Annotated in this window: 16 protein-coding genes and 1 tRNA gene; 6 read left to right on the top strand and 11 right to left on the bottom strand. The window is 64.9% G+C overall.

Annotation, left to right across the window (positions count from 1 at the left end):
* Positions 1-373: 373 nt before the first annotated feature.
* The 5 genes from C8E99_RS00250 to C8E99_RS00235 form a co-directional block, all read right to left on the bottom strand.
* A complete protein-coding gene (locus tag C8E99_RS00250) occupies positions 374-1,531 on the bottom strand; it encodes a calcium/sodium antiporter (protein WP_115933091.1) in 1,158 nt (385 codons plus the stop codon).
* A 136-nt stretch (positions 1,532-1,667) separates the two neighbouring features.
* A complete protein-coding gene (locus C8E99_RS00245) occupies positions 1,668-3,710 on the bottom strand; it encodes a hypothetical protein (RefSeq protein ID WP_170144490.1) in 2,043 nt (680 codons plus the stop codon).
* 160 nt (positions 3,711-3,870) lie between these two features.
* Positions 3,871-3,943 (bottom strand) — tRNA-Gln (locus C8E99_RS15800).
* Positions 3,944-4,006: 63 nt separating this feature from the next.
* On the bottom strand, positions 4,007-4,720 hold the full coding sequence (locus C8E99_RS00240; RefSeq protein WP_147301136.1) for a DUF4240 domain-containing protein: 714 nt from the start codon (positions 4,718-4,720) through the stop codon (positions 4,007-4,009).
* A gap of 540 nt (positions 4,721-5,260) precedes the next feature.
* Positions 5,261-6,667, bottom strand: coding sequence for an IS1380 family transposase (locus tag C8E99_RS00235; RefSeq protein ID WP_115930587.1), 1,407 nt, complete (start codon positions 6,665-6,667; stop codon positions 5,261-5,263).
* Between the two features lie 193 nt (positions 6,668-6,860).
* Between C8E99_RS00235 and C8E99_RS00230 the strand changes: the two genes are divergently transcribed.
* Both C8E99_RS00230 and C8E99_RS00225 read left to right on the top strand, forming a co-directional pair.
* Entirely contained in the window at positions 6,861-7,619 is a 759-nt protein-coding gene (locus tag C8E99_RS00230) for a hypothetical protein (RefSeq protein WP_147301135.1), read from the top strand.
* Positions 7,620-7,688: 69 nt separating this feature from the next.
* On the top strand, positions 7,689-9,044 hold the full coding sequence (locus tag C8E99_RS00225) for a hypothetical protein (RefSeq protein ID WP_115930585.1): 1,356 nt from the start codon (positions 7,689-7,691) through the stop codon (positions 9,042-9,044).
* A gap of 567 nt (positions 9,045-9,611) precedes the next feature.
* On the opposite strand, the gene C8E99_RS00220 is transcribed toward C8E99_RS00225, so the two are convergent.
* Together C8E99_RS00220 and C8E99_RS00215 are read right to left on the bottom strand one after the other, a co-directional pair.
* On the bottom strand, positions 9,612-12,287 hold the full coding sequence (locus C8E99_RS00220) for a putative dsRNA-binding protein (RefSeq protein ID WP_170144489.1): 2,676 nt from the start codon (positions 12,285-12,287) through the stop codon (positions 9,612-9,614).
* A gap of 313 nt (positions 12,288-12,600) precedes the next feature.
* A complete protein-coding gene (locus tag C8E99_RS00215; RefSeq protein ID WP_115930583.1) occupies positions 12,601-13,260 on the bottom strand; it encodes an 8-oxoguanine DNA glycosylase OGG fold protein in 660 nt (219 codons plus the stop codon).
* A gap of 201 nt (positions 13,261-13,461) precedes the next feature.
* On the opposite strand from C8E99_RS00215, the gene C8E99_RS15700 reads away from it, so the two are divergent.
* Positions 13,462-13,710, top strand: a complete 249-nt coding sequence (locus C8E99_RS15700) for a hypothetical protein (RefSeq protein ID WP_147301134.1) — start codon at positions 13,462-13,464, stop codon at positions 13,708-13,710.
* A 550-nt stretch (positions 13,711-14,260) separates the two neighbouring features.
* Here C8E99_RS15700 and C8E99_RS15695 read toward each other — a convergent pair.
* Entirely contained in the window at positions 14,261-14,833 is a 573-nt protein-coding gene (locus C8E99_RS15695; RefSeq protein WP_147301133.1) for a hypothetical protein, read from the bottom strand.
* Positions 14,834-15,047: 214 nt separating this feature from the next.
* On the opposite strand from C8E99_RS15695, the gene C8E99_RS00210 reads away from it, so the two are divergent.
* On the top strand, positions 15,048-15,245 hold the full coding sequence (locus tag C8E99_RS00210) for a hypothetical protein (protein WP_115930582.1): 198 nt from the start codon (positions 15,048-15,050) through the stop codon (positions 15,243-15,245).
* Between the two features lie 203 nt (positions 15,246-15,448).
* Complete coding sequence (locus tag C8E99_RS00205; protein WP_115930581.1) at positions 15,449-15,961, top strand: hypothetical protein; 513 nt, start codon at positions 15,449-15,451, stop codon at positions 15,959-15,961.
* 58 nt (positions 15,962-16,019) lie between these two features.
* Here the strand turns inward: C8E99_RS00205 and C8E99_RS00200 are convergent, their stop codons facing one another.
* Positions 16,020-16,628, bottom strand: a complete 609-nt coding sequence (locus C8E99_RS00200; protein WP_115933090.1) for a recombinase family protein — start codon at positions 16,626-16,628, stop codon at positions 16,020-16,022.
* 248 nt (positions 16,629-16,876) lie between these two features.
* Here C8E99_RS00200 and C8E99_RS00195 point away from each other — a divergent pair, with 248 nt between their 5' ends.
* On the top strand, positions 16,877-18,616 hold the full coding sequence (locus C8E99_RS00195; RefSeq protein WP_115930580.1) for a hypothetical protein: 1,740 nt from the start codon (positions 16,877-16,879) through the stop codon (positions 18,614-18,616).
* Between the two features lie 59 nt (positions 18,617-18,675).
* On the opposite strand, the gene mobF is transcribed toward C8E99_RS00195, so the two are convergent.
* Positions 18,676-22,353 (bottom strand): MobF family relaxase, encoded by a 3,678-nt coding sequence (gene mobF, locus C8E99_RS16305; RefSeq protein ID WP_115930579.1) that lies wholly within the window; start codon positions 22,351-22,353, stop codon positions 18,676-18,678.
* On the bottom strand, positions 22,350-22,949 hold the full coding sequence (locus tag C8E99_RS00185; RefSeq protein WP_147301132.1) for a hypothetical protein: 600 nt from the start codon (positions 22,947-22,949) through the stop codon (positions 22,350-22,352). The genes mobF and C8E99_RS00185 overlap by 4 nt, the downstream gene beginning before the upstream one ends.
* Positions 22,950-23,662 lie beyond the last annotated feature (713 nt).

Raw genomic sequence — 23,662 nt, 5'->3', positions numbered from 1 at the left:
CACATCGGGCCCATGGCTCAGCAGCCTTGCTCGCGTGGAGGAAAGCCACCTGCGTGCTGTAGCCGAGGACCTCGGCAACGAGCGAGGGCGGGCATTCGAGGACGAGCTCACCGATGGCTCGGTTGCGGGCGCTGAGGGGTTGACGCCCAGGTCGCGCAGCCGCTCTATGACGGTGTTGGGGTGCAGGTGATGGCCGGCCAGTGTGCTGGGGAGGCTTGCAGAGTTGATTCCTCTGATCCAATACTCAGGCCACCTCGTGACGTCATCTGGATTACAGGCCGGGTGTCCATGCAGGTGGCCATTAGACACTGGGTCTGGCGCTGATCGGGGGGGGGGGGGGGCGCGCGGTATTGACAGGCCCGGGTTGATCTAGTCAGCGGCTCGTGGTCAGGACGGACGGGGGGGTTGTGCCGCTGCCTTGTCGGCCCTTACGCAGCCCGATTTCGTATGCGGTGAAGGCGATCAGCGTCACTGTGATCAAGGGGAGGACAAACCATGCCATCACGGCGGTAAATCCTTCCAGTGCGTCGTGTGCGGTGGCAGCCAGGATGAGATACCCGAGGTAAACCAGATACAGGGCTACGAACAGGGCGCCTTCCCATCGCGCCACCGTGAAGCCGGTGAAGGCTACGGGCAGCAAGGCGATCGCGGCCGCCAACATTACCGGGATATCGAAGGCCAGGGCGGCGCTGGATACGGGAATGCCCTCGAGGGAGATCATGGCTGGCAACCCGAGCACGACTCCGATGTTGAAGATGTTGCTGCCGACCACGTTGCCAATCGCCAAGTCACGTTCGCCACGGCGCACGGCGATGAGGGAAGTCGCCAGCTCAGGCAGAGATGTGCCGATGGCCACGACGGTTAAACCGACCACTAGGCTGCTCACCCCGAGCGTGGTGGCGGTGTTCACCGCGCCCTCGACGAGGAGCGTGGCCCCGGTTACCAGGAGAGCAACTCCGAACACCACGAGCAGAATCGACTTTCCGCTCGAGGCCACAGGCAGTTTCTGGGCATGGGCGGAGGTGCCGATACCCGGGGAACCCTCAGCCAGCTGCATAACAGGGGCCTTGGACTGTGTCCTTCTGCGGCCGATGGTGACGGTCAGCACGGTGTGAGCGACCACGGCACCGAACAGGATTAGCCCGTCTACCGCGCTGATCACCCCGTCGAGGCAGACCAGCAGCAGCGCCGCGGACAGAGAAAGCATCAGGGGGAGATCAAAGCGCACCAACCGTTGTGTCGCGGCCAGCGGCAGAACTAGAGCGGAGAGGCCGAGAATGAGCAAGACGTTAGCAATGTTGCTGCCGACCACATTGCCCACCGCCAGTCCGGGTTCGTCGCGCAGGACCGCACCGATACTCACCGAAAGCTCGGGCGCCGACGTGGCCGCCGAGACCACGGTGAGCCCGACCACCAGGGAGGAAACCCCCGCTCGACGAGCCAAGGCGGAGGCCCCTCGCACCAGCACCTCCCCGCCCAGCACCAGCAGCACCAACCCGACAATGATCCGCCCCACGTCTAGAAGGTCCATAAGTAGGAGTATACGGATCACAACCCGAGTCGCGATGAGCACTTCATCGACCCAGTTGAGCACCCGCATGAGGATCCCTAAGCGGACATACCTGAGTCGGTGTAGTGAGGACAGCGGCTCCTTGGACTTTCGGGGATCAGCGGTCGGGTCGTGCGACCCAACCCAAGAAGGGGTGTTCTGGTGGCGCCCCGGTCTTGATGACGACGCGGAGGCCGCTGAGGAGGGCCTCGGCCTGAAGTTTGACCTGTGATGAGAGCCCGTGGGTGAGGGTCTCGTCATTCGCGAAGGCGGCACTCTCTTGGGGGGAGGAGAGCGCGAGGTAGAAGAGGGTCTGTCGCCACGCGTAGGCGGCGTTCTTGCGGTGGTGCAGGCTGTGAGGCCCGGTCATCTTTGCCAGGTGATTCTTGGTGGTGGTCCAGCCTTGACGTGCTTGCGTCGGCCACTCCAGGGTGACTCCCGCTTCCACCAGGGCGGCCAGGTTGTGCGTGGTGAGTAGCTGGGCCTGTTCGATGGCCTTTCCGCTGGTGGCGACGTCCTGGTTCCAGCGGGTGCGGTTAATCCGGGCGCGGGAACGGACCAGAGCGTCAAAGTTGGGCACTGCGGTGCGGGGCGTCGCGCGTGACCGGGAAGGCTTCTGCTGTGCGGTGTCCATGGTCAGGATTTCGTCGTAGTCGATCCCGTAGTAACGGGAGTAGAGGGTGTCGCCGACCATGGTGGCCGCCCGTTGTGCTGCGCGCAGGAACACCGGGCTGAACGAACCCATGAAGATGTCCGCAGCGAGTTCGTAGGTCAACGGGACATCCTCGGACGCCAGTCCGAAAAGCCGGCTGAGTTCACGAATGAGAGAGTTAGGAATCGTCGTTCCGGGGAAGTGGCGCAAGGCAAGGGTGGCCAGGTCCACTGCTTGGGCGTGGGCGAGGTCTTGTTGGTGTTCCTGAACGCCGACCCGTTCCAGAAGGGTGAACCAGGGAAGCACGTGGACGGTTACTTGGGCTCGGTGGTTGAGCAAGAGCGTGCTGCGTCGATTGGCGAAGGCGCGGTACAGGCGCTTGGCGAGCAGTCCTGCCGGTACATCCGTGTACCGGGAGGCAACCGTCTCCGCGGTGAGTTGCGGGGCCAGTTCAGCCAGCATCTCGGCCGACCGGATGATGCCTTCGCGCAGCAGGACCGGCAGGGGCGCCTGCGTGGCCTGGCGCGTGGTCGACCGCACCGAGCGCAGATCGTGGCCGGCAGCGCCGTGGAGCAGCGCGAGGGGATCTGTGACAGCGCCCGTCTGGCCGCTTGCCCGCAGGCGGGCGGCGGCATCATGGGCCACGGTGGAGTGGGAAGGTGTGGCCGCGATGCGCGCCTGGGCGGCGCGCAACTCGGCCAGCCCCGGTGAGCCTGGCTCCCCGCGCTTGGCCACCATGCTCGCCACCGCCCCGCGCACCCGACCCAGCGTGCGGGAGTCGGCCTCCCCGGCGGCGCAGGCGTGAAGGCCGGTTATGAGGATCTGCAGGTTCTCCTTGGGGCTCGCATGCCGCTTCGTCAGCGTGTGCTCAGCGGCAAGATGCCGGTACTCGGCCAGCAGGCCCTTCGCGCCCTCGATCCAGTCGGGTGTCAGCACCGACCCGAGCAACCCGTTGGCGGATCGGGTGGCCCACCAATGACTCAGAACCTTGTCGGTGAAGGGGTTCCAGACGGACAGGACCTCACGTTCGGCCTCGACGTGGCGTTGGGGCCGCTTGCGCTCCAGCCGGGCCGCGACCACAGGAAGGGTCGCCACATGCACCCCCGGCGCTTCGGGCTCGAGCGCTTCATAGGGCCAGAACCGCACGGTCTTGGCCCAGGGCCGTAGCGCGCGCACCACCTCGTTGGCAACCTCCGCTCGACCGTGTCCTAGGAGCCACGCCACGCTCAGCAGGGCCCCGTGCTCGGGCAGCTCCAGGCGGTACAGCCCGGATTCCACCCAGGCGTCCAGTTTCTGTAGCCCGTCGTCGGTGAGAAACCAGTCGAACAGATGAGCACGGGCAGGCGGCACGCCCACGTGTGCGGCCAGCGTGATCTCGTCGGGTTCCAACGGACCGCCGGCCGCGGCAGCCCCTGTCGCGAAACCACCGCGGACGATCTCCGGGGTCAGCCATGCCGGGAAACCGCGCACGGGCGTGGCTGAGCCGACTTTGATCCTGCCTGTGGCCATGCCGACAAGGACGCGGGACCAGGAGGTCACCCGCTTAGTGACGCGGGCCTGTTCGTCAGGATCGGATGCAGCCTCGGCGGCCGATGTTGCCTTACGAAGCTGTCCCCATGCGTATCCGAGCACCGTCAATCCTTTCCGGCGCACGAACGCGGCCTCTTCGCCGACGTGGCAGGTGCTGCCCCTGCTCCCTCTGGGTCCAGAGCCCAGTGCTCTCGCTGTTGAGCTACACGTCGAAAAGTCCAAGCTAGACGAGGCTTACAGCCCGAGGCAAGGAAATCCGCAGGAGCGTGTGTCTACTAGTACGGAAGTGGGCTGAGCCGTGGGTAACGGTCGCGCAAGGCCTCCTCGTCGTCCTCGTCCCACTCCTGCCCCGTGGGCTCCGCGACCGTCTCCAGTCCCGGATGAGAGGGATAATCCATGAAGATGTCTCGGTCGGTTGCCTCTACGTAGGCATCCATCGCGGCGTAGGACAGGAGCTCCGCCTCTCCGATCTGGCCGACATTCTCCAGGCGGCCTTCGGCCAAGGCCTGTGGGTCGGCCTGAACTGCCTCGAAGTAGTCCTCGCCCTGGGCAATGACCCAGCTGCGGAAGTCCGTGAAGCAGTCATCCGAGCATCCGCCCATCAACAGGTACGCCGCGCCCCACAGATCCCAGGAGTAGAGCTCGTCCTGGTAGGCCGAGAACGCCACGTCGAACGCGGCGATCTCCGGTGCCGGAAGACCCGCGAGGATGGTAGTCAGGCTCTCGGTCTGGTCCTCGACGCTGCCACCGGCCGACGCCCCGGACTGGGCGAGGATCTGCCAGAATCGCTCGTCCTCCATCGCTGCGACCGATGGACTATCGGCGGGAGTCCCCGCACCCTGCCCGCCGTCGGGAGCTTCCGGGGAGGCGTCGGCGACGTAGCCGAAATCTTCCACGTCTGCGCCCGGGCTCTCAGCATCCTCGCCGCATCCTGCTACCCCGAGGCCTATCACCGCGATCAGGGCGACGGCCGCAAACGACTTCCTCATGGTGGCTCCCCTTGCTTTGCCCTCATCGCATGTGAGCACGAGGTTCCTCCGGAAATGATAGGGGGAGGAGGCCGAGGTCGTGCCGACTATCCGCCAGGCTTGGCCATCAGTCCACCGTCGGCCGACGACACCTTGTGACGCCTTGCGCGGGGTGTCTCTCCTACGGCACGATCCGGGGAGATCTTCGCCCCATTTGCATCAACAAGGCTTCCTACGATGAGGCTCATGGCGACCGGCTGCCAGAAGTAGCCTGCCGGAACTTTCCGCGGAGTGGACTGGGTCCTCTGGGGAATGGTGACCGGCGGAGTTTGATCTCGTGAGCGGTTCAAGCTGAGATGACCGAGGGTTCACCGTGCAATTGCGGATTCGCCCTGCTCCGCAAGCCAGGCTCTTATCCTCAATCCACCGACCCGGTATGAGACCGGTGCCTGATTCTCGGGGGGTGGTGTTCGCTAATTCTGGACAGGGTTGAGGTGCGGGCCTCGCTGCACGAGGTGTTCCACTGTTGTCCTCGTCTTGCGCCGATGCTGGCGTTGGCGGTCAGGTCACGGCCATCGCCGGTGGCCCGTGCCCGTGCTCGAACAAGGCTTGCCACTGGTCCTGCCACGGCCAGTTCCTCGGTAGGTGCAGGATGATGCGGCGGGCCGAGGAGGCGATCCTGGCCGGGATGTTGATGATCTTGCGGCGGATGGTGGCGGTGGTGGCGGTGGTGGCCTTGGCTAGGCCGGGGCCGGTGATGGTGGCGGCGCCCCGGGTGAGGTTGAAGGCCATCGCGGCCAGTACCAGCCAGGCCGCGTTGGCGGTGAAGACCCCGGAGGGCAGGCGCGCCAGGGCGCTGTTCTTCAGGTCGGCGTTGACCTGCTCGATCACCGCGTGGGCCCGGTGGGTCTTGTCCGCGACGACGGTATCCAGGGTGCTGGTGGTGAAGAACGTGTGGAACCGGTGCAGGTCGAACAGCCCGGGCTGGGCCACGTTCTTGTTGTCCTGGTTCAGTTCCGGGATCCGGCGCACCACCAACCGGCCGGGCACTCGTTCGTTCTTCTTGCGGGAGGTGAAGGCGGTGAAGGGCACTTCCGCGACCTCGGCGTTGGAGATCCACCGGTCGGTGGCCTCGTCGTAGATCGCCTCGGGATACTCGATCGGCGTCCACGCGTGATCGTCGATGCCGGCGATGGCCTTCTTCACCACCGGGTCCATCCTCGCGGTGACCGACACGTCAGCTCCGGCGCTGATCGCCGCGGTCACGGTGGCATGCCCATAGAAAGCGGAGTCCGCGCGCACCAGCACCCGGGCACCGTCGATCTGATGCAGGCGCCTGAGGGTGGCCAGCGAATCGCGGACCAGCCGCTGGGCCCCGCGCGGGGAGCCGACGGCGCCGCGGCGCAACCGCTGGGCGAGGATCACCGGCGCCGAGTCCGGCGTGCTGGCGGTGGCCAGCAGTGCGTTCAACCCGCGCACCCCGGAGTACCCGTAGCCGGAACCCTGCTTGGCGTGACCGTGGACCTCGATGATCGTGTCATCGACGTCCAGGAACGTGTACTGGTCCTCACCGGATACCAGCAGCGAGGTCTGACGGGACAGGGACTGCAGCAGGCGGGAGGCGACCGCGTCCAGCTGGCGGACGTGACCGAAGGTGAAGGCCCGCAGGAACGAGCCCAGCGTCGAGGGGGCGTAGATCCGGTGGAACAGCTTGGCCATCGCTCCGTGGCGCAGTACCGCCATGTCATCGATGGAGTCTGCCCCGGCGACCATGCCGGCCACCAGCGAGGAGACCTTGGACCCGGCGTTGGCGCCCTTGTCCGTCGGCACGCTCAGCCACTGCTGGGCCAGCTCGGACAGGCCGGCGTTCTGGGCCAGTCGCATGATCGGGACCAGCCCGGCGGCGGACAAGAGATTCGGGTCATCGAACGACGCTGACACCGCAGCCGGGGTGTGGGAAACTTGCATCTACGGGATGCCCTCTCATCACGGTGGAACAGAACCTTAGACAAGTCCTATTCTCCCTGATCAGACGGGCATTCCGTCTTTAAACCGCCGCGCAGATCTCAACGCTCATCGGTGGATTGAGGCTTATCCCCGGAGCCTGGGCGCAGCATATTTTGCGACTGCAGGTTGCCACACGACGGAGCCGAGGAGGCGCATGGCAATGACATCAGCATCATCACAAGAGCGGCGACCAGGACTGCACCCCGCGTTGTCGTCCCGCCAGGGAGCCGCGCTCATCGAAGAGACCAGCTCCGTACAAAACCTGATGCGGGACTCTGTGGACGCGATCCGGAACCTAAAGTTCGTCTCCCGGCACGGAGACGCTGTGTTCACGCTTGGGAGCATCGGCGTCGAGAAGACCATGAAGGTCATGCTCGGCTGCCATGAGGTCGAGAAGACTGGCATGTGGCCATCACAAACGAAGCTTCAACGCTGGGGACATGGCGTCTCGAAGCTGGACACACGACTGCGTAGGGCCGTGAACGAGAACCTGCCGAACGCTACGCATGTCGGATACGCCAAAACGCTTGCCACGAACGTCAATGCCAGCGAGATACTCCCTCTTCTTTTCGCGACCTTCGACCGGTACGGGAAGTCAGGGCGCTTCCACCACCTCGACATCCTCGCCACCGATGAGCCCGGTACGGACGATCCACCATCCGCGTACTGGGAGCAGGTTGAGCTGCACGTTAGGGCGACACATTCCGGGTTCCACGACGTCCCCTACGGCGACAACCAAGCGCTTGAAGAATATGAGACAAGACTGCGAAACCGCATCGCTGACGAATTGGAGACCTGGTGGTACTGCGTCCACCGGCTCGGCGTCCAAGGTTGCTTCGGCGACCTGGGCAGGAAGATCGGCTGGGCGATCTGGGAGGTCGGGCGCCCCGGCCCCGACCCGGCTCGGGGGTAGGCGAACGCCTGCCATCCGCCCACGCGTTTTTGGTCCGAGCAGACCAGCAGCGAATGGGAGAATGCCTCCATGCCCAACGACCATGCAAGTCCCAGCCGCGCAGACGCGAAGCCCGCCGCCTTGGACACCACGGTCATACCTCTTGGTGAGCGGGCTTGGCGAAGCATCCTGGACCACGTGATCGCCGTCGGCGACGAGGCCGAGGCGACCTATTTGGAGGTCAAGAGCAGTCTGGACCTGAGCAGCAAGACGGGCGTGGCCAAAGTTGCGAAGTTCCTGCTGGGCGCAGCGAATCGGCGTCCTCACGAGGCCGCGCGGCATCTTCAGGGTTACGGGATGCTGGTCGTCGGCGCGCAGCGGGACAAGGCATTGGGCGTCCCTCGTGGCGTGGAGGCCCACGAGCTGGAGGACAGGCTCCGTCCCTACCTTGGATCGCAGTTCCCGGCGTTTGAGTTCGGCCGGATCGGCGTCGATGCCGATCGCGAGGTGCTGTTCATCATTGCCCAACCGCCCCGGGAGGGACAGCCGCCTTTCCCGTGCCACAAGAGCTTCCAAGGCGAGGACCGCCGAGACAGCCTTGAGGACGGCGCGATATACGTGCGAGGTACCAGCAACACTCGCCCGGCTCGTGCGGGCGAGATTCAAGCCCTCGTCGAGCGGGCCCGTGGGGGCGGCAAGTTGCCTATCGAGCTTGAGGTGGAGGCCCTCGGGTCCGTCGGTCGGGTCGATCACGTCGACGACATGATGGAGCGCCTCTACATGGCTGAGGAGGAACGGTTCAGCAAGCCGCCGCAGCCGGCCAAAGACACGTCTCCATCGGCACTCCTGGCATCGAGTCTTCTTGGTGGGTCGAAAGCGCTGTCGGCTGAGGACCGAGCGGCAAGACTGGACGATTGGCGGAACGAAAAGCCCGCCCACATCGCGCAGGGCCGGGAGCACTTTCTCGGCGTCGTCCTTAAGGGTCCGGGCATCCGGGTCGTCAGCCGCGACCGGTTCGTCGCCAAGCCGCACCTCACCGTGACGTTCCACAACTGCGAAGCGTTCGGTTATCTCGATGCCGAGGACGCCAACCTCGACAAGGTCCTGGAACCCGTGGTTCGCCGACAGAGCCTCTACGGGGCCGGGCTGGACCTCTCCGGCTATCGGGCCGTTCCGTCCGGGTACGCGGTCGACTGGAAGAACCACGGCGACGATGTCGAAGTCACCCTCACGCCCGAGTCTTTCCGCCCGAACGTGCCGTGGGCGACCGACCAAGACGACTACGTGATCCTTGCGCGGGACCCGCAGGCAAGTTCGGTGTCTGCCACATGGGTCCTGACTGAGGACGGCAACGATGCGGTCACCGAAGGCGCACTTGAAGTCCCCACGAGTGAATACGCCGATGCTGTCGACCTTCTCAGGGCGATGTTCTTTAAGGAACGCTGACCGCGCTTATCGTCACGTACCCGCCGAATGCAGATCAGGACTGTGTAGTTGACCGCTGAATGGTGGCCGTCTCTGATCGCTCGGTGGAGGCTCTGACCATGCGCTCAGGTGCGTCCATTAGGGAATCTTTAGAGGAACCCCCACCGGACACCCAGTCCGTTGACGTGGACGAATGGCGGCACGCCTCGGACGGCGTCCCGTAGACCCCGTCCGGCGGTCCGTCCCGCGACGGTGCGCCAAACGGAACACCCTCGGGCAGGCCTCCCGACGTCAAAGTCTGCAGGTGACTGTTGTTTCCCGTGCCACCCAATTTTGACTGGCAGCGACCGTCCCAGTTCCTTAGAACTGGAACACTCCCCCACGTAGCCACCGAGGACCGCGACACGCCATGTAAATGTGTTCCAGAACTAAGCCCAAAACGGCATCGCACCACGGTCGTACAGAGCTGACTTTCGATACAGTGTGCCCTGGATATCGGTGGCGGTGCTCGTTCGGCGGGCCGAGTATCTCCCAGTAATTCAGGGCCAATGAGACGGCCGGAAATTTATTGAACTTCGGCATCGCCGGCTAGCCGACAAGGACTTCGAGGCGCTCCGCGATGGATTGGAGTTCACGCGTTCGGCCCTGCAGTTCCTCTCCGATCTCGCCGAAGTTCGGATCGGAGAACGATCGGCGCATGGCCCTCAGCCCCGCATTCGTTAGTGGACTGTCCGTTGCCAGCGTCAGCGGTGCCTCAACGATCAATCCGTCTTCTTCGAAAACCCAAGTCAATCCCGGAACCAGCTGGCTCACCACGTCCATTGCTTCGCCCATGGTGATTTGAAGGTCGAGGCCCGGAACTCGAATCGTGAGCACATCGGCTCGCTCGTCTGCGTCGACGAGGGTCTCGGAGACCCGCCCCGCCCCGACAGCAACTCGATCCGCAAAACCCCGCACGAACCTCAGCACCGGAAGCCAGCCGGGCATGTGCTGTGTGGAGCAGTCCTTAGAGGCCGGTCTTTCGCCGGCATCGCCTGCATCGTCACTGTTGAAAGCAATCAGGAAGTCACCCCACAGTGACAGCCGAGAGATCTCATTCAAATCGAACCGGGCTTCCAGCATCGCGCCGGTTCGCTGGACGGTGGAGGACGCGGTCCGCATGGGCCTTGTTGCCGCATGTATCCGGCCCTTGAGGTCATTCGTGAGCCACCTAGTGAAGTAGTCCTCGAGCTTTTGTTGAACGACCCCGTCCTCGGTGACGAACGGGTCTAGTCCCTTTGCCCACTCGCGGTATGCGTCGAGGGCCCCATCGGCGAGTAGGTTCACCGAGAATCGAGGAGTTGCTGCCGACTCCTTCGGGGCGTCGAGCCGACGGAGCTCAGCGGTGAAGAAGGCAAGGAGAACCTGCTGCGCAGCCTCGGATAGTGGCTCGGGGACTGCGCTGGGGCCTTCCAAGCGGATCGAGACGATCTCAGCGGCTGCCGCTTGCCGGGCTTTCGTCTTGGAGGAGGCCCACGGCCCCGTCCAGGCCGGCAGATTGGCGTCTTTGAGCTGCACCGTTGCTCGGAACTCTTGTTGATGGTCGGGTCCGCGGCGCTCATGGGAGTAGTCGAAGTCCAGCCACACTTGACTGCAGAGGGTCTCAAGGCGGGTCGCTGGGTCAAGATTCAAGTCGAGGGATTCTAACCATTCGAGCAGTGCTGCAGGAATGCTCATGGGGTGGTCACCTGAACGCTCACGACGAAGGGCGCCGAATAGTGACTGAACGACGTCGGCCATCAGGGCCGCACTGACCGGTGACTTATTGGAAAGCAGCAGAAGTGGCCTGAGACTGAGTTCTTCGGAGAACGCTGAGAGGTCCTCGCGGGGGATGGTCTGCAAGCGGGCCTGGTCGGCATTTGGGTTCAGTGTTTTGCCGAGCACCTGCAGCGTAGTGAAGTGCGCGAAGACCGCCTGCAGGACGACGGATCCCTCGGCCGCGAGCACGCTGTTGTCCCGTTGGTGCGCCTCATTTACCCGGGTCTTGTTCTCGTAGGTCCAAGACGGATGCGTCAGGGACTGCATGGTCAGCTGTGGTGGCAGCTGCACACGTTGTGACAGATCGGCAATGGCCTTGGCCCAGGTGCTGGGCATCTCACGGTACGTCGTTGGGCGGTTGGGTCTCTGCAGGTTCTCCTGCTGCTCCAGGCGACTCGGAAAGTGGTTCGTGACGAACTCTTTGGCGGCCGCTTTCCGGGCGTCTTTCTTCGACGTTCCAGACCCCCGGGCTTGCCGTCCTCCCGCCGCGGCAACGGCGGTGAAGATTGCGTCGTGGTCTGGGCCCTCCCGGTGGAACTCGTAAGTGATCATGCCGTTGGTGGCGTTGCCGGCGATGGTCACAAAGTCTGTTTGGGCCAGCGCCGGAAGATCCATCGTGGCGATGAGTGCGGAGGCCGGTTTGCTGCCGCCAAAGATCAGACACAACGCTCCGATGACCTGATAAGCCACCGTGGCATTGACGCTGGTTCGCCCCCTACCGCGCTCACCGGATTGTTCCCCCATGCCCGCAACCATCGAGTCCAACCCGGAGATCCACTCGCTGAAGGCAGGCTGAAGATTGCCCAATGGCTGCCAGGACAGGGAGACGGTCTGGGCTGTATCGAACTCGTGCAGACGTGACCGGTAAGCCTCCATGATGGCCACTTTCATCCACGCCTCGCCGGTGGATTTGAGCATCCCGAGCACGGCCGACCCCACCTCGTCCTGCCCCTTCAACCTCTCGTAGAAGAAACTTGAGTGGACGCTGGATAGTTGCACCCAGCGTTCGTCTGTGTCCGTGAGTTCCAGGCCCAGGTCCGCGATCCACTGCCTCATCCGTGGAGAGAGGGGCGGAATACCGCTGATGTCCGGAAACCCCGGAAGCCGCCTCACGGGCTCCGGGGTGACCGGGATTGGCGCGGTATCGAGTGCCCGAGGAGGTCTTTCCCGGGAGGGTTGCGCTTTACTCTTTCGGCGTCGACGCACCAATCGTGCATCGGTTCGTTCCAGGACCCGAGCCATCCTGTCGCGCTGACGGAGGATTTCCGCGAAGCGCTCTGCCACGGCGGCCGAGAAGTTACCTGAGCGCAGTATTCGTTCCACGACCACGGTTTCGCGGGCCCAAGTCCCGTCTTCGTTAAGGAGGAATACCTGGCGAGACGCAGCCATCTCGTGCAGTGCTTCGGACGCCGAAACCGTGCGGCCGTGATGGATCCGGAGCATCTGCTCGCGGGCTGCCGACTTCATGGAGAGCGCCAGCCTATGGAGCGGCGTTGGAATGGCGCTGGGTGGCTCACGCAGAGCGACGATGCCCATCCACTTGTTTCCAAAACTATAAGCAGTCAAGGCGGCACCCTCACGAATCTACTCAAGAAAGGTCAGTGATCTTGAGGATATATCCGCTTTGCCGAGTTGACCTGCGATGACATCGGGCTGGCAGACTGTGGGTTTCAGCCGCAGGGAATATCCCTGCTCATGGGCCCGATCCTGCGAAAGAGATCAGTACACCCACGAGGACTTTCGCTGCTGATCGGCCGGTCCCAGGCTGGCGTTGTTCGGTCTAGCTCTGGGTGCCGCTGGCGAAGGCCCAACGTTCGACTTCGTCTGGGGCGACGGCCCGTTCCGGGGTAGAGACCTCCGTGGCCCACTGCCGCATGACTGCTACTGCGGACGTGTACGAGTTCACGCCGTACAGGAAGTTCGGGGCCACCCGGCGGTGCTGCTTGCCGGTTTCGCGGTGCAGGGTCCTTTGCACCCGCCGGTCGGCGATCAGGCACGGGTGGTCGGGGTGTCCGCCGCCGGCGAAGAAGAGGAACTTGGTGAAGAACCCGGGCCCGAGGTCTTTGATGGCGTTGGTCCGTCCTGGCTTGAGGAACGTGAATGCCGCTGCGGCGTCATGCAGGAGCCGGCCGAACCGTGGGGGGTCGGCGGCGATGGAAGCGATGCGTTTGCGGTTGCCGCGATTGCTGTCCCCGGTACCCCAGTGCAGGGCATGCCACAACAGCCTCAGAGCGGCCTCACCGGTGGTGTCCTGAACCGCATCCTCCGCGAGGGTGAAGATCCCTCCCCGGCTGATACGCCCCTTGCAGTGGGTGCCGTCGTCATTGAGGACGGGTCCACCGGGAAGATCACCGAGCTTCCGGGCCCACCAGTCGGTGTTTAGCCTCGATCCACCGATGAGCGTTGGGATGCGGTCGGCGGCCCAAGCAGAACCAGTCATTACTGCGGAGCTGGCTCCGTGGATCGAGGCTTATGCTCGGCAGTCCTGTTCTCCAACGAACGGCGCAGGAGCAACGAAGGCCTGCCCGGAAGGTACCACTTGGCGCAGGCTCCGGGGTACGCTTGGCCAAAACCTACAGGCCCAGGCAGCGCGAGTATCTGCAGATATCCATGAGATTCTCCGAGAGAGAGGATATCCACGATGGCGGAGTTCGAACCGGTCCGCGTTGTATTGCGGGACCAAACGGATGAAACTTCATGGGATGTAGAAGTTGATCCGGACGCTGACATTCAGAGTTTGCTACCCGACTTGGCCGGCGTGCTTGAACTAGATGGGGACCCAAGCAACTACGCGTTGACAGTCGAGGGATCAATACGCGAGCCCACCTTGGTCATTACCGCACGCCTCGGCCGCAAGGTTGGCAAGGTCACTCCTCGAAAAAAACCATGACTGACCAAGAGCCACTTAGGGTGCGCGTCGGGTCCGTACGCCCCCCCTATGAAGCGCCGCCACTCGCAGCAAATCCACGACGAGTAGACACGGGAAAATTTGGGCTCACACTCATCTATGTCAGCGAATCGGAACTAACGACGCTGCGAGCCCAGGCGGGCGCAAACCCGACATTCAGCACGGCCCTTTTGTTCAGTGATGCGAAATCAGGTACAAACGGGAATGCGTGGGCACTCGCTAAGCGGCTGATCGATGCGATGAAAACCCACACGCTCGCCGACGTCGCAACAAACGCTGATTTGGCGGAGGACGAGTTATACCCGGGGCGCGGAGTCTTCGTCCGGGGACTGATCGGCTCGGCTAAGTCCGTTACCCCGAGTGGTTTCGATCTCTTTCTCCGCGATGACCGCAACAGGATCCTTGTCAATGAGACGCAAGGCCTGCATTTGAATCAAGCATTCCTAGCAGGGAAAGAGGCGTGGGTGCTTGCACGAGTCGTTAGCATTCCGCGACGACAACTTCGAGCGGCGGCTATCGCGATCAAAAGTCCTCAAAGGCGTCGTTCAGTCGGCGCAATTGTCGGTCGGAGCTCAGAGAGCGCGACCGACTGAAGGACAGCCATCGCCTTGCTGAATGGGGGCCAAGCCACATCGAGCGCCGCAATGGCGCCGGTCATATCTTCCGAACGGCCGGAGGAGTAAGCGTCCACGATCGGTTGGATGCTCCCACGTGTGTTTTGGAACGCTATGAACGCATCATCGAGCGCACCTTGCAGAGTCGGCCCATGGACTATAAGGCGCGCGACAGTGAGCTTGTTCAGCAATTCACCGGACGCTTGGTCGACGCGATCCTTCATCGCGGTAGTGCTCGGATGATCGCTGTGGAGCCAAGAATCCATCGTCCCTAGCAATTCCGCTTCGCGACGGTACGTATGGGCTGTTGTCAGTACATCGGCGAACGCTTGTCGTTGCTCACGCCTGAAATCATCTTCCCGAGCGGTTCGGTTCCGCTGTTCTTCGCGGCGCCCGTTGACCCAGAGAGCAATCATGGCGCCAATCAGGGCGATCGTTGCTGCGATCATTGGGCCGAACTGTTGAAGGATGGTTGAGCCGGTGGACCCCATGAGACCTCTTAGTTTGGCGACGCTGTCGTCTCGACTGTAGCGCTCTCCCCGGTCTGCGTAACGTCCACTGGGCCGGGGCCAAAGCTCTCGATCGCGATGCGTACAGGCATCGGTCGCAGCGAGGCCGGCCACACCGCCGTGCCCAAGACCGCACACTCGGGGCTGACGGAATCAACCCCAGGCTCCGACCCGAGTCGGTGGATCGAGGTTTAGCATGAAGCAGTGGTCGATCACCGACGCCGCAGCGCTAAACGAGGGCGCGTTCGGCAAGCTCACCGGCGCACTGACGGGCGAGAACGAACGTGCCGAGGACCTGATCCGTTTGATCGGCGAGTACCTATACCAGTCACGACGGCTCCGGGTGGCCGACGAGGCCACGCCTGAAAAACCTGGCCTAGCTCCAGGTGAGTGACCAGAGGGGCCTAACCGTCTCAATGCGATTCAGACACAGAAGAACAGGCCCTGGTTGTTCTGGAGGACTCGCTCGTTCTTTATGAGTACTGGAACGAACCGGACTAGTCCGAGGAGTTACCGGTCCTGGGAAGTACGGGAGCGACATGGCCGCGGCCGATATCCTCATGATTATCTCCCTGCACAGGCGAAAGGGGCCGTGGCATGAAGTACCGCAATGAAGTTGAGGTCAAGAAGGCGCTCGGAATCGACTCTTTCCGGAACCTCTCTAAGGACAATGTGCTCCGGTTCGCCGCCATGATGTCCGACATGGACACTGAGGTGGCGCTGAAGATCATCGAACAGTTCCCGGCCTTCAAGGAGTTCGCCACCGACGCGATCTCCGAGATGAGGCGGGTGCATGACTCGGCGCTGGAAGCCAACAATAAGAACCAGCTGGAAGTCCATGCGTTATTTAATAGGATCGCCAAGACGATTGAGCGAGAACTCGACAGACCGGAACTGACATTCGACCAGCGGCGTGAGCTCACGGATCAATTGATGGAGCTCGCTCGAATGGCCTATCAGAAGGACAGCGAGAACAAGAAGTTCATTCTGGAGCTGGCCAGAACGGCCACTCTCGGCATCGGGGCACTAGTGGGAGTCGGTGCGGCCATTCTCGGCGCCAAGGCCGTACTGGAACAAAAGGACAACACGACCGACACCCACGAGGTCTGATTCCCGGCGGCAGAGACACCTGCGACGTGGCCGGCAAATTCGTATGGGCCGCCCCCAGTCACTTGCCATGAGTGCTCACCCCTTCCCGGGCCTCGAGGTCGGCCATCCGGCGGTAGAGAGTGGCTCTGGACATGCCCAGGTCCCGGGCGACCTGCGCGGCGTGCCGACCGGACTCGACCAGGTGGGCGGCGCTGCGGATCTGGGAATCGGTGAACGTTCGGGGACGACCGCCGAGGTCCTTGCCGGCGGCCCGGCGTTTGGCGACGGAGTCGGTGGTGCGTTCGCGCTTGATCTCCAGCTCCATCTGCGCCAGGGCCGCCATCACCGTGAACACCATGGATCCCATCGGCGTGTGCGTGTCCACGTCTCCCCCACCGAGGTTGAGCACCCGCAACCCGGCACCTTCCTCTCGGAGGGTCTCGGCGAAGGCGAGCATGTTCTGCGTGGACCGGCCCAACCGGTCCAGGGTGGTGATCACCAGGGTGTCCCCGTCCTGCAGGGCGGCAACCGCATTGTCGAACTTCGGCCGGGACGCCCGAGCCCCGGAGACCCCGTGATCGACATAGAGGTCATCCCGGCGGACGCCGGCCGCGAGCAGGTCCCCGACCTGCCGGTCGGCGTCCTGTCGCCGGGTCGAGACCCGTGCGTATCCGATGAGCTTTCCCACGACCACCCCCAACTGTCTCGAAACCAACGCCGTTGACACGATTTTAGACCCTAGGTTTCGCTACATAGTTATGAGAATTCTCTAGGCCGGTCGTGCCCCAGATTTCCGGGATTGCAGATCGAGGATCGAAAGGGGTCGACGAGTCGTCTCGAAAGCCATGGGATGCGAGACATGGCTTTCGGCGAGCACGACCCGACACGGCAGAATGGCTACCGACAACAAACACTGCATCAGACGGAGAACCAGGCGTGCCCAACAGCCAGCGATTGTTTCAGTCCGCGATCCACTGGCCGAAGCTGGAAGAAGAAGACTTCAACCGGGCGGTCGAACTGTTGTTGACGCGGATTTATGGCCCGGAGGCTCTCGTCATTAACGGGAGCGGCGGTGACAAGGGCATCGATGTGGCGGTACGCCAGGACGGCGTCATCAGGAAGATCTACCAGTTGAAGCATTTTCCCGAAGGCTTTTCCGGGGGATTCAAGAGGGTTCGTGAACGACAGATCAGGGACTCTTTTAAGAGGGCCCGCGACAATCATGATGACCTGGCCGAGTGGTTCCTCGTGATGCCCCCAAACCCGAAGATCGGAGAGGATGAGTTCGTCCAGGGCTTGGCAGCCAATACGGACATCGCCGTCGACATTTGGGGGCAGGCGAAGCTCGATGCGGCGCTCCTTCCCTACCCGGAAATCACAGCAGCCATCACGCGCAACGAGACGGTGGAGCTGCTGGTGCAGTTCAACGCGGAGAAGGCAGCTCTCGCCGGCCCCGGGGACCTCTCCGAGCGTGCCGAAGCACTGGTGGCGATCACCGAGGGCAGAAGCGACTACTGGGCCACAAATGTCCACGTGGTCGACGGCACGGCTGTCGAGTCATACGTGCCCAAGCACCCTGCGGCGATGGAGAAAGAGCCGATCCGCACCACCGTCGATTGGTCGTTCGGTGAGGAGCACCAATCCCTCCAAGACCAGTTGCAGCATGCCCGAGACTTCGGCTCCTTCGACCCGGTTGACCTCCCCACAGCCATTGCCACGATCACGCGCACCGGGCCGGATTGGGTTCAGCCTTATCCCTCCCTGCCCAAGGACGGGGTAATTTCCCTTACTCCGCAGATAGCGCGGCCCTCCGGGCGGGAGATCATCACGTTCGAGGTGCGTGATGATCGGGGGTATTCAAAGGGACGCTTTGAAGGTGTCGTCCAAGCCCGCGCTTTCGGGGAGCTGGGTGTGTCCATCAAGTGCACGTTCGCGAACATCGCCACCGGTGTCATGATCCTCCCGAAGGATTTCAACGCCCCCGGACATTTCAGTTACCACCTGGGCTTGTCTGACGCCTTCATCGAAGACGCGGCCAGGGTGCTCGAGATGAGCCGCGCACTCTCGGTCGGTGCCGTTGTCGAGACATACTTCAATGGTGGGCAAGTAGGGAAACTTCGCCTCGACTCAGACGACGGCCCCCTGGAGCTCGATGAGTTCGAGGAGCAGCTGATTGAGGACCTCCTAGTCCTGCAGAGAAATATCCCTGGGGCGTACTTCCACTTCCCGAGCGAAGTAGCTCCCCGGGACCGGGTGATGCTCCGTGTAGGCCGGCGCCTCCTGGAAGGCCAAGCGACCTATATGCCCCCAGGCATGAACCTGGTCTGCTACCTCACCGGAAAGCGCGACGAGACACTGCTCCGCCTTCTTCGCGAAGGGGGCGCCATTGTCAGCAATCCGGAGGCCTTTGGCTTGGAGAGCCAAGGCAGCAAATACGACCTCGGACCGGTGGCCTTCTACCACCCCAGACTCCGCGTCAAGGACGCCGACGAGGTGATCGAGGCCCTCGAAGCCGGTACGGCGGAGGGCATGAAGGTCGTTCTGCAGCCGATGGACTCCACCCTGGTCCAAGTCTGGCCAGCGGATCCAAGCCGGGACTACACGACACCACCCACTCTCGTACCGTGGAATCTCGCAGGGATCGAATACCCCGGAGAGAGCCTGGAGAGCCCCTAGGGACAACAGACCCCAGGAGCCCAGCCCGGGATGCTGACTGTATAGGGCGTGCAAGTAATTCATCGGGCCCAATCTTGGGGTTCCCGGTCTCGGTCCGGGGTGTGCCGGGCGACGTGTTCCTCGACCGGGGGCCGGTCGGTCTGGGCGGGCTCGAGGTTGATCCAGTTGTCCGACAGCCCTGACACCAGGGCCTCGTGCCGGGTCTGGCGGTCGTCCGGCCGGCTGTCTGGCTCGGGGTGCAGGGCGGCGTGGGCGGCGTGGTGGTAGCGGGCGGTGGCGTCCTTCTCGATGGGGGCCTTGCCCAGGGCGGTGTCGGCGTCGTCCTGTCCGGACACGGCCCGCCACACGAGCACGTCGGCGGCCGCCGCGCGGCGGGCGGCCGGGTCGGGGTGGCGCTGGGCGAGCTCGTCGTACCAGGCGGGCGGGTCGGCCTCGATCCGGTCCAGTCGGCCGTCGAGCTCGGCGTGGATGCGGTTCTGAAGGTCGGTGGTGACCTCGCGCTGGCTCTCGGGCTGGTGCTGCGGAATGGAGAGCGGTGCGTCCTCGGTGCGTGGGGTGCAGCGGGCCAGGATCTCCGGCATGGCATCCTCGGCCTCGGCGTTGCCGTGGTGGTGGATGGCGGGGTCGGCCTTGACCAGTTGGGGCCAGGTGGCGGCATCGGTCAGCCGGGCCACGGTCTCGGGGTCATCGCCGTAGGTGTCCTGTATCCACTGGTGGGTCCGGGCGGAGCGGGTGGCCCAGTTCAGGTAGTCGAGTTCGTGGACCATCCGGCCCAGGTCGTTGGCCCAGGCGCGCTGGACGTCGGCCACCTCGTGGGCGGTGTGCTCGGCGGACTCGCGCTTGAGCACGCCCTCGAGGACGGCCACCGGACGGTCGGCCGGTGGGGTCTCGGTCAGCAGGCCCCACTCGTCCGGGAAGTGCGCCTCGTGATCGACCCCGAAGTCGACGTAGGCGTGGTTCGCTTCGCGGCCGCGGGTCATGGCCACGTAGAACAGTTCCCGGGACAGTCCGGCCTTGGCGACGGCGTGGGCGGAGTCCACGGTGACGCCCTGGGAGCGGTGCGCGGTGGTGGCGTAGCCGAGCTCCGTGGAGGACGCGAGGTAGTCCGGGTCCAGGGTGAGCACTCCCCCGGTGGTCTCGTTGCAGGCGACCGCGGAGCCGTCGGGGTTAATCCCGGTCAGGGTCAGTCGGGTGCCGTTGGCGATGAACGCCCCGGTCTCGTCGCGCAGCGAGCGGTCGTTGCGGCGGGCCAGCACCAGGTCCCCGGCCCCGGCGGTGGCCTCCCCGCGCAGGGTCACGGTCTGTGCGACGTCCACGTCATCACTGGCCACCAGGTCGGCTTGGGCGCGGGTGTTCAGCTCGGCCACGGTGGCGTTGTCCGAGGCGATCAGGATCGTAGACAGCCCGGCTCGCTTGTCCGCCAGCCATGCCGAGTACGCAGAGTCGGCCGCGTCCTCCCCCGGAGCCCCGTGGATCCGGTCGTTCGCGGCGTATTCGCTGAGCACGTCCGCCTCGCCGCGGCGCAGGCGCAGGGAGGCGGCGCGTTCCCACTCGTGGCGGAACCGCCACACCATGTCCAACCGTTCGGGGGCGGCCTTGCGGTCCATCCAACCCAGGAACCCGCCGGCGTCCACGGCCTCCAGCTGGGCCGGGTCCCCCACCAGCAACATCTTGGCCCCGGCGGCCTCGGCCTGGTGCGCCAGTTCGGCCAGTTGGGCGGTGGAGACCATGGAGGCCTCGTCCACGATGAGCAGCTGGTTCTCGGCCAACATGTAGCGGGCCTGGGCGGCGTGCTGTTCGGCCAGCTTCGCCCCCAATCGCTCGATTCTGGCCGCCGCGCGGTCAGTTCGGGGCTGGGCCTGGAGTTGGCGCAGCTGGGTGGTGAGCTGCTGGACGCGCTGGGCGCGGCGGGCGGCCCCGTCCCCGACGGATTCGTAGAGCCACTTGGTGGTGTTCTCGGTGGCCACCCCGAGCTCGTCCCCCAGGACCCCGGCGGCCACCGCCGAGGGCGCCAACCCGACCACGGAGGACGGCCCGTGGGTGGCGGACCAGAGTCGGGCGAGGGCGGCCATGGTGGTGGTCTTGCCGGTGCCGGCCGGACCGATGATCGCCTGCAGCGCCGTCGGGGAGGACAGGACAGCCGCCGTGGCCCGTGCCTGATCCTCGCTCAGACGGTGGCCGCTGGCCGTGGTCACCTGCGTGACCTGGTCGGTGATGGTGTCCGCGTCCAGGTGCGGGCCGGTCTCCGTGGTCGCCCGGCCGATCAGGTAGGCCTCGTCATCGATGACCTGCCGGGTGGTCCACAGTCCGGCCTTGCGCTGATGGTCGAACACCGATTGGCCGTGGTGGGCGACCGCCGGGTCCTCGGTGTCCGGGGCGATGGAGCGGCTAGGGGTCAACTGCACGGCCAGGGCCAGGGCGGTGTCCACGAGCCGGTCAGTGGCCGCGTGCCGGTCGGCCGCGGTGCGGTAGCGCACCACGCGGGTGATGCGTTCGGCCGAGGCGGTCACGTTGGCCCGGGTGAACGTGGCCCGCCGGGTGGCCGCATCGGCCAGCGTCCAGACAGCCAACTGCCCGACGACGTCGTCGGTGAGCTGCTCGGGGTTGATGGTGGTGTCCGCGTGGCCGACGGCGTTGGCCACCACGGTGGCCGGGTCGTGGCCGGTGGCCAGGGACCGCTCCCGCCAACCGACCATTTTCTCGGCCAGCGACAACGACTGGTCTTCCTTCGGCGTGCGGGTTTCCAGGGTGGCCTGCTGGCGCAGCTGCAACACGATCGCGGCCGTCGGTTGGCGGCCGTGGGTGGCCACCCACTCGGCCACCAGCTGGTCCTTGCGGGCCTCGATGTCGCGGGACCGGGTGGAGAACTCGGCGATCAGGCTGTCCGGGACCCCGGCCAGCTCGACCCGATGCCCGATGGTGTCCGGCTGGGCGGACACGTCCTCGGCCTTGTCCGCCGCGACCGCGTCGGCCAGTTGCTGGCCGTCGTCGGACCTCGACTCGGGCAGCGCGCCAATCTGCTGGTGGAGCCGGTCGAACAGCAGGGAGTTGTAGGTCTCGGAGATGGCCACCACGTGCCGGTGCAGCGTATAGGAATCCAGGGTGGCCCACTGGCCGTCCAGGGTGCGCTGGACCCGGTTGGAGATGACCGTGTGGGTGTGCAGCTGGGGGTCCCCGGCGCGGGAGTCCCAGTGGTCGAATTGACTGGCCACCAGCCCGGTCACCGGCACGTGGGCCACCCCGCCGTGACCGGCCCTCGACTGCAGGACGTGGGCCTCGACCCAGGCCAGAGTCTCGTTCATCGCCTGCTCGTGAGCCTGCTGGATCTGGCCCTGCAACCCGGGGCCGGCCACCGCCCACAACGCGGACACGGACTTGGGCACCGAGAAGGTCAGGTCGAACCCGGCCACCGCCTCCCGGGTGGCCTTGGCCGTGCGCCCGGCCGGGGTCTTCGCGTCCTGCGGTGTGACATGGCTGGCCATCGGGGCACGACCCAGCAGGTCCCCGGTGCCCGGGTCACGGGCCTGCTCGTAGAGCATGACCGCGTGGGCGCGGGTGACCTCCTGTCCGGCAGTGAGGGAGGTTCCGGCCAGACCGGATCCGACCCAGCGTCCGGCCGGGGCCTTGGCCTCGGTGTAATAGGCGGTCAGGTCTTTCGGCCCGTGGTGCCCGGCATCTCCGGTGGCCACGGAATCCAGGTAGTAGGCGATGGACATCTTCGAGATCGAGACGGTCAACGGACACCCCCCACCGTGCCCGACCGCCCGGGGGCCGGTCCGGTGGCCTGTCCGGCCGCTTTTCCGGTCACGGGGGCCCGGCCACGGTGGCCGGACGGGGTGGCCACGGCCTGCCGGAACCGTGTCCAGGTGGCCATGATGTCCCTGTCCACCGCTGCAGCCGGCTGGCCGCCGGTGGCCTTGTAAAGCCGCTTGCACAGGGTGTCCCACTGCCGGACCAACCCTTGGAACTGCTGGCGCTCGGCCGCAGCCAGCTCTGCGGCCTCGGACAACTCCTGATACTTCGCGGCCAGCTGGGCGTACCGGTCCTGGACAGTGGCCACCTGGTCACGCATCCCGGTCACCTCGGCCGCGGCCACCCGGGCCTCGGCCGTGGCCGACCGATTGCGACGCAGTGCGAACAGCTCCCCTGTCGCGCTGGCCAACTGGCCACGGACACCGGCCGTCCGGCTGGCCTGAGCGGCGATGGCTCTGGCCGATGACCGCCGCTCTGCGGCTAACTGGAGACGCAGCTCGGCGAGCTCATGGTCACGTTCCCGGACCCGGCCACGGATCTGAGCCAGCGCCGCCTCCGCCTGGACAAGCTGCGCAGACACGATCGCCAGTCGATCCCGGTCGGCCACCCCCTTCCTGGTGGACGAGGCAGGACGGGCCCGCCGCCGGGCCGCGGCCTTCTTACACGCTTCGTTGCAGAACCGCTTGTTCCTCCGGCTGCCTTCCGGAAGCCACTCCGCGCAACTCTCACACCGGCGACCGTCCGCCTTGGCGGGCAGGCCGTGTGCCTGGCGTCGGCAGTTCTCATCGCAGTAGCGACGGTTCGCCCGGGCGTCCGCAGGCAACGGCTCGGCGCAGTACTGGCACTTCCGCGCGCTTATCTCCATGCCCTCAGTTCGTAGAGCGAGCGGCCGAGCGTATGTCGCAAAAGGGGACGGATTGTCCCGGAGTGCACCTTGGTGCCAGACGTGTGCTGCCTAAATCATTGATTCGCTCGTTGAGTAAAGAGACGCTCTGGCCGACCGCCAGACTTGTTGCAGTGTGCGCTGGTGTGCGTTGCCTTGGTGGCGATCGCCGGATCGGCGTAGTGGGCGTTGATGTGGGTCCGGTTGGCCGCCCGGTACTCGTCCTCGCTCAGCAGGTAGCGCAGCTCGGCGCGGTCGGCGGCGCACTCTGGGCGATTCTCGTCGAAGACCTCCGCAACCCCGGCCGCGCCCCAGCCTCCCCACCGCGCCAGGGTCTGACGCTCCTGGACGGCGGCTTCTCGGCCGGTCTGTTGCAGTTCGCGGAGGGTGCGCAGGGCTTCCAGATTGGC

This window comes from Citricoccus muralis (assembly GCF_003386075.1).
Classification (GTDB): Bacteria; Actinomycetota; Actinomycetes; order Actinomycetales; family Micrococcaceae; genus Citricoccus; species Citricoccus muralis.
The sequence above is the reverse complement of the archived record's forward strand: the minus strand, read 5'-3'. Positions and strand labels throughout refer to the sequence as shown.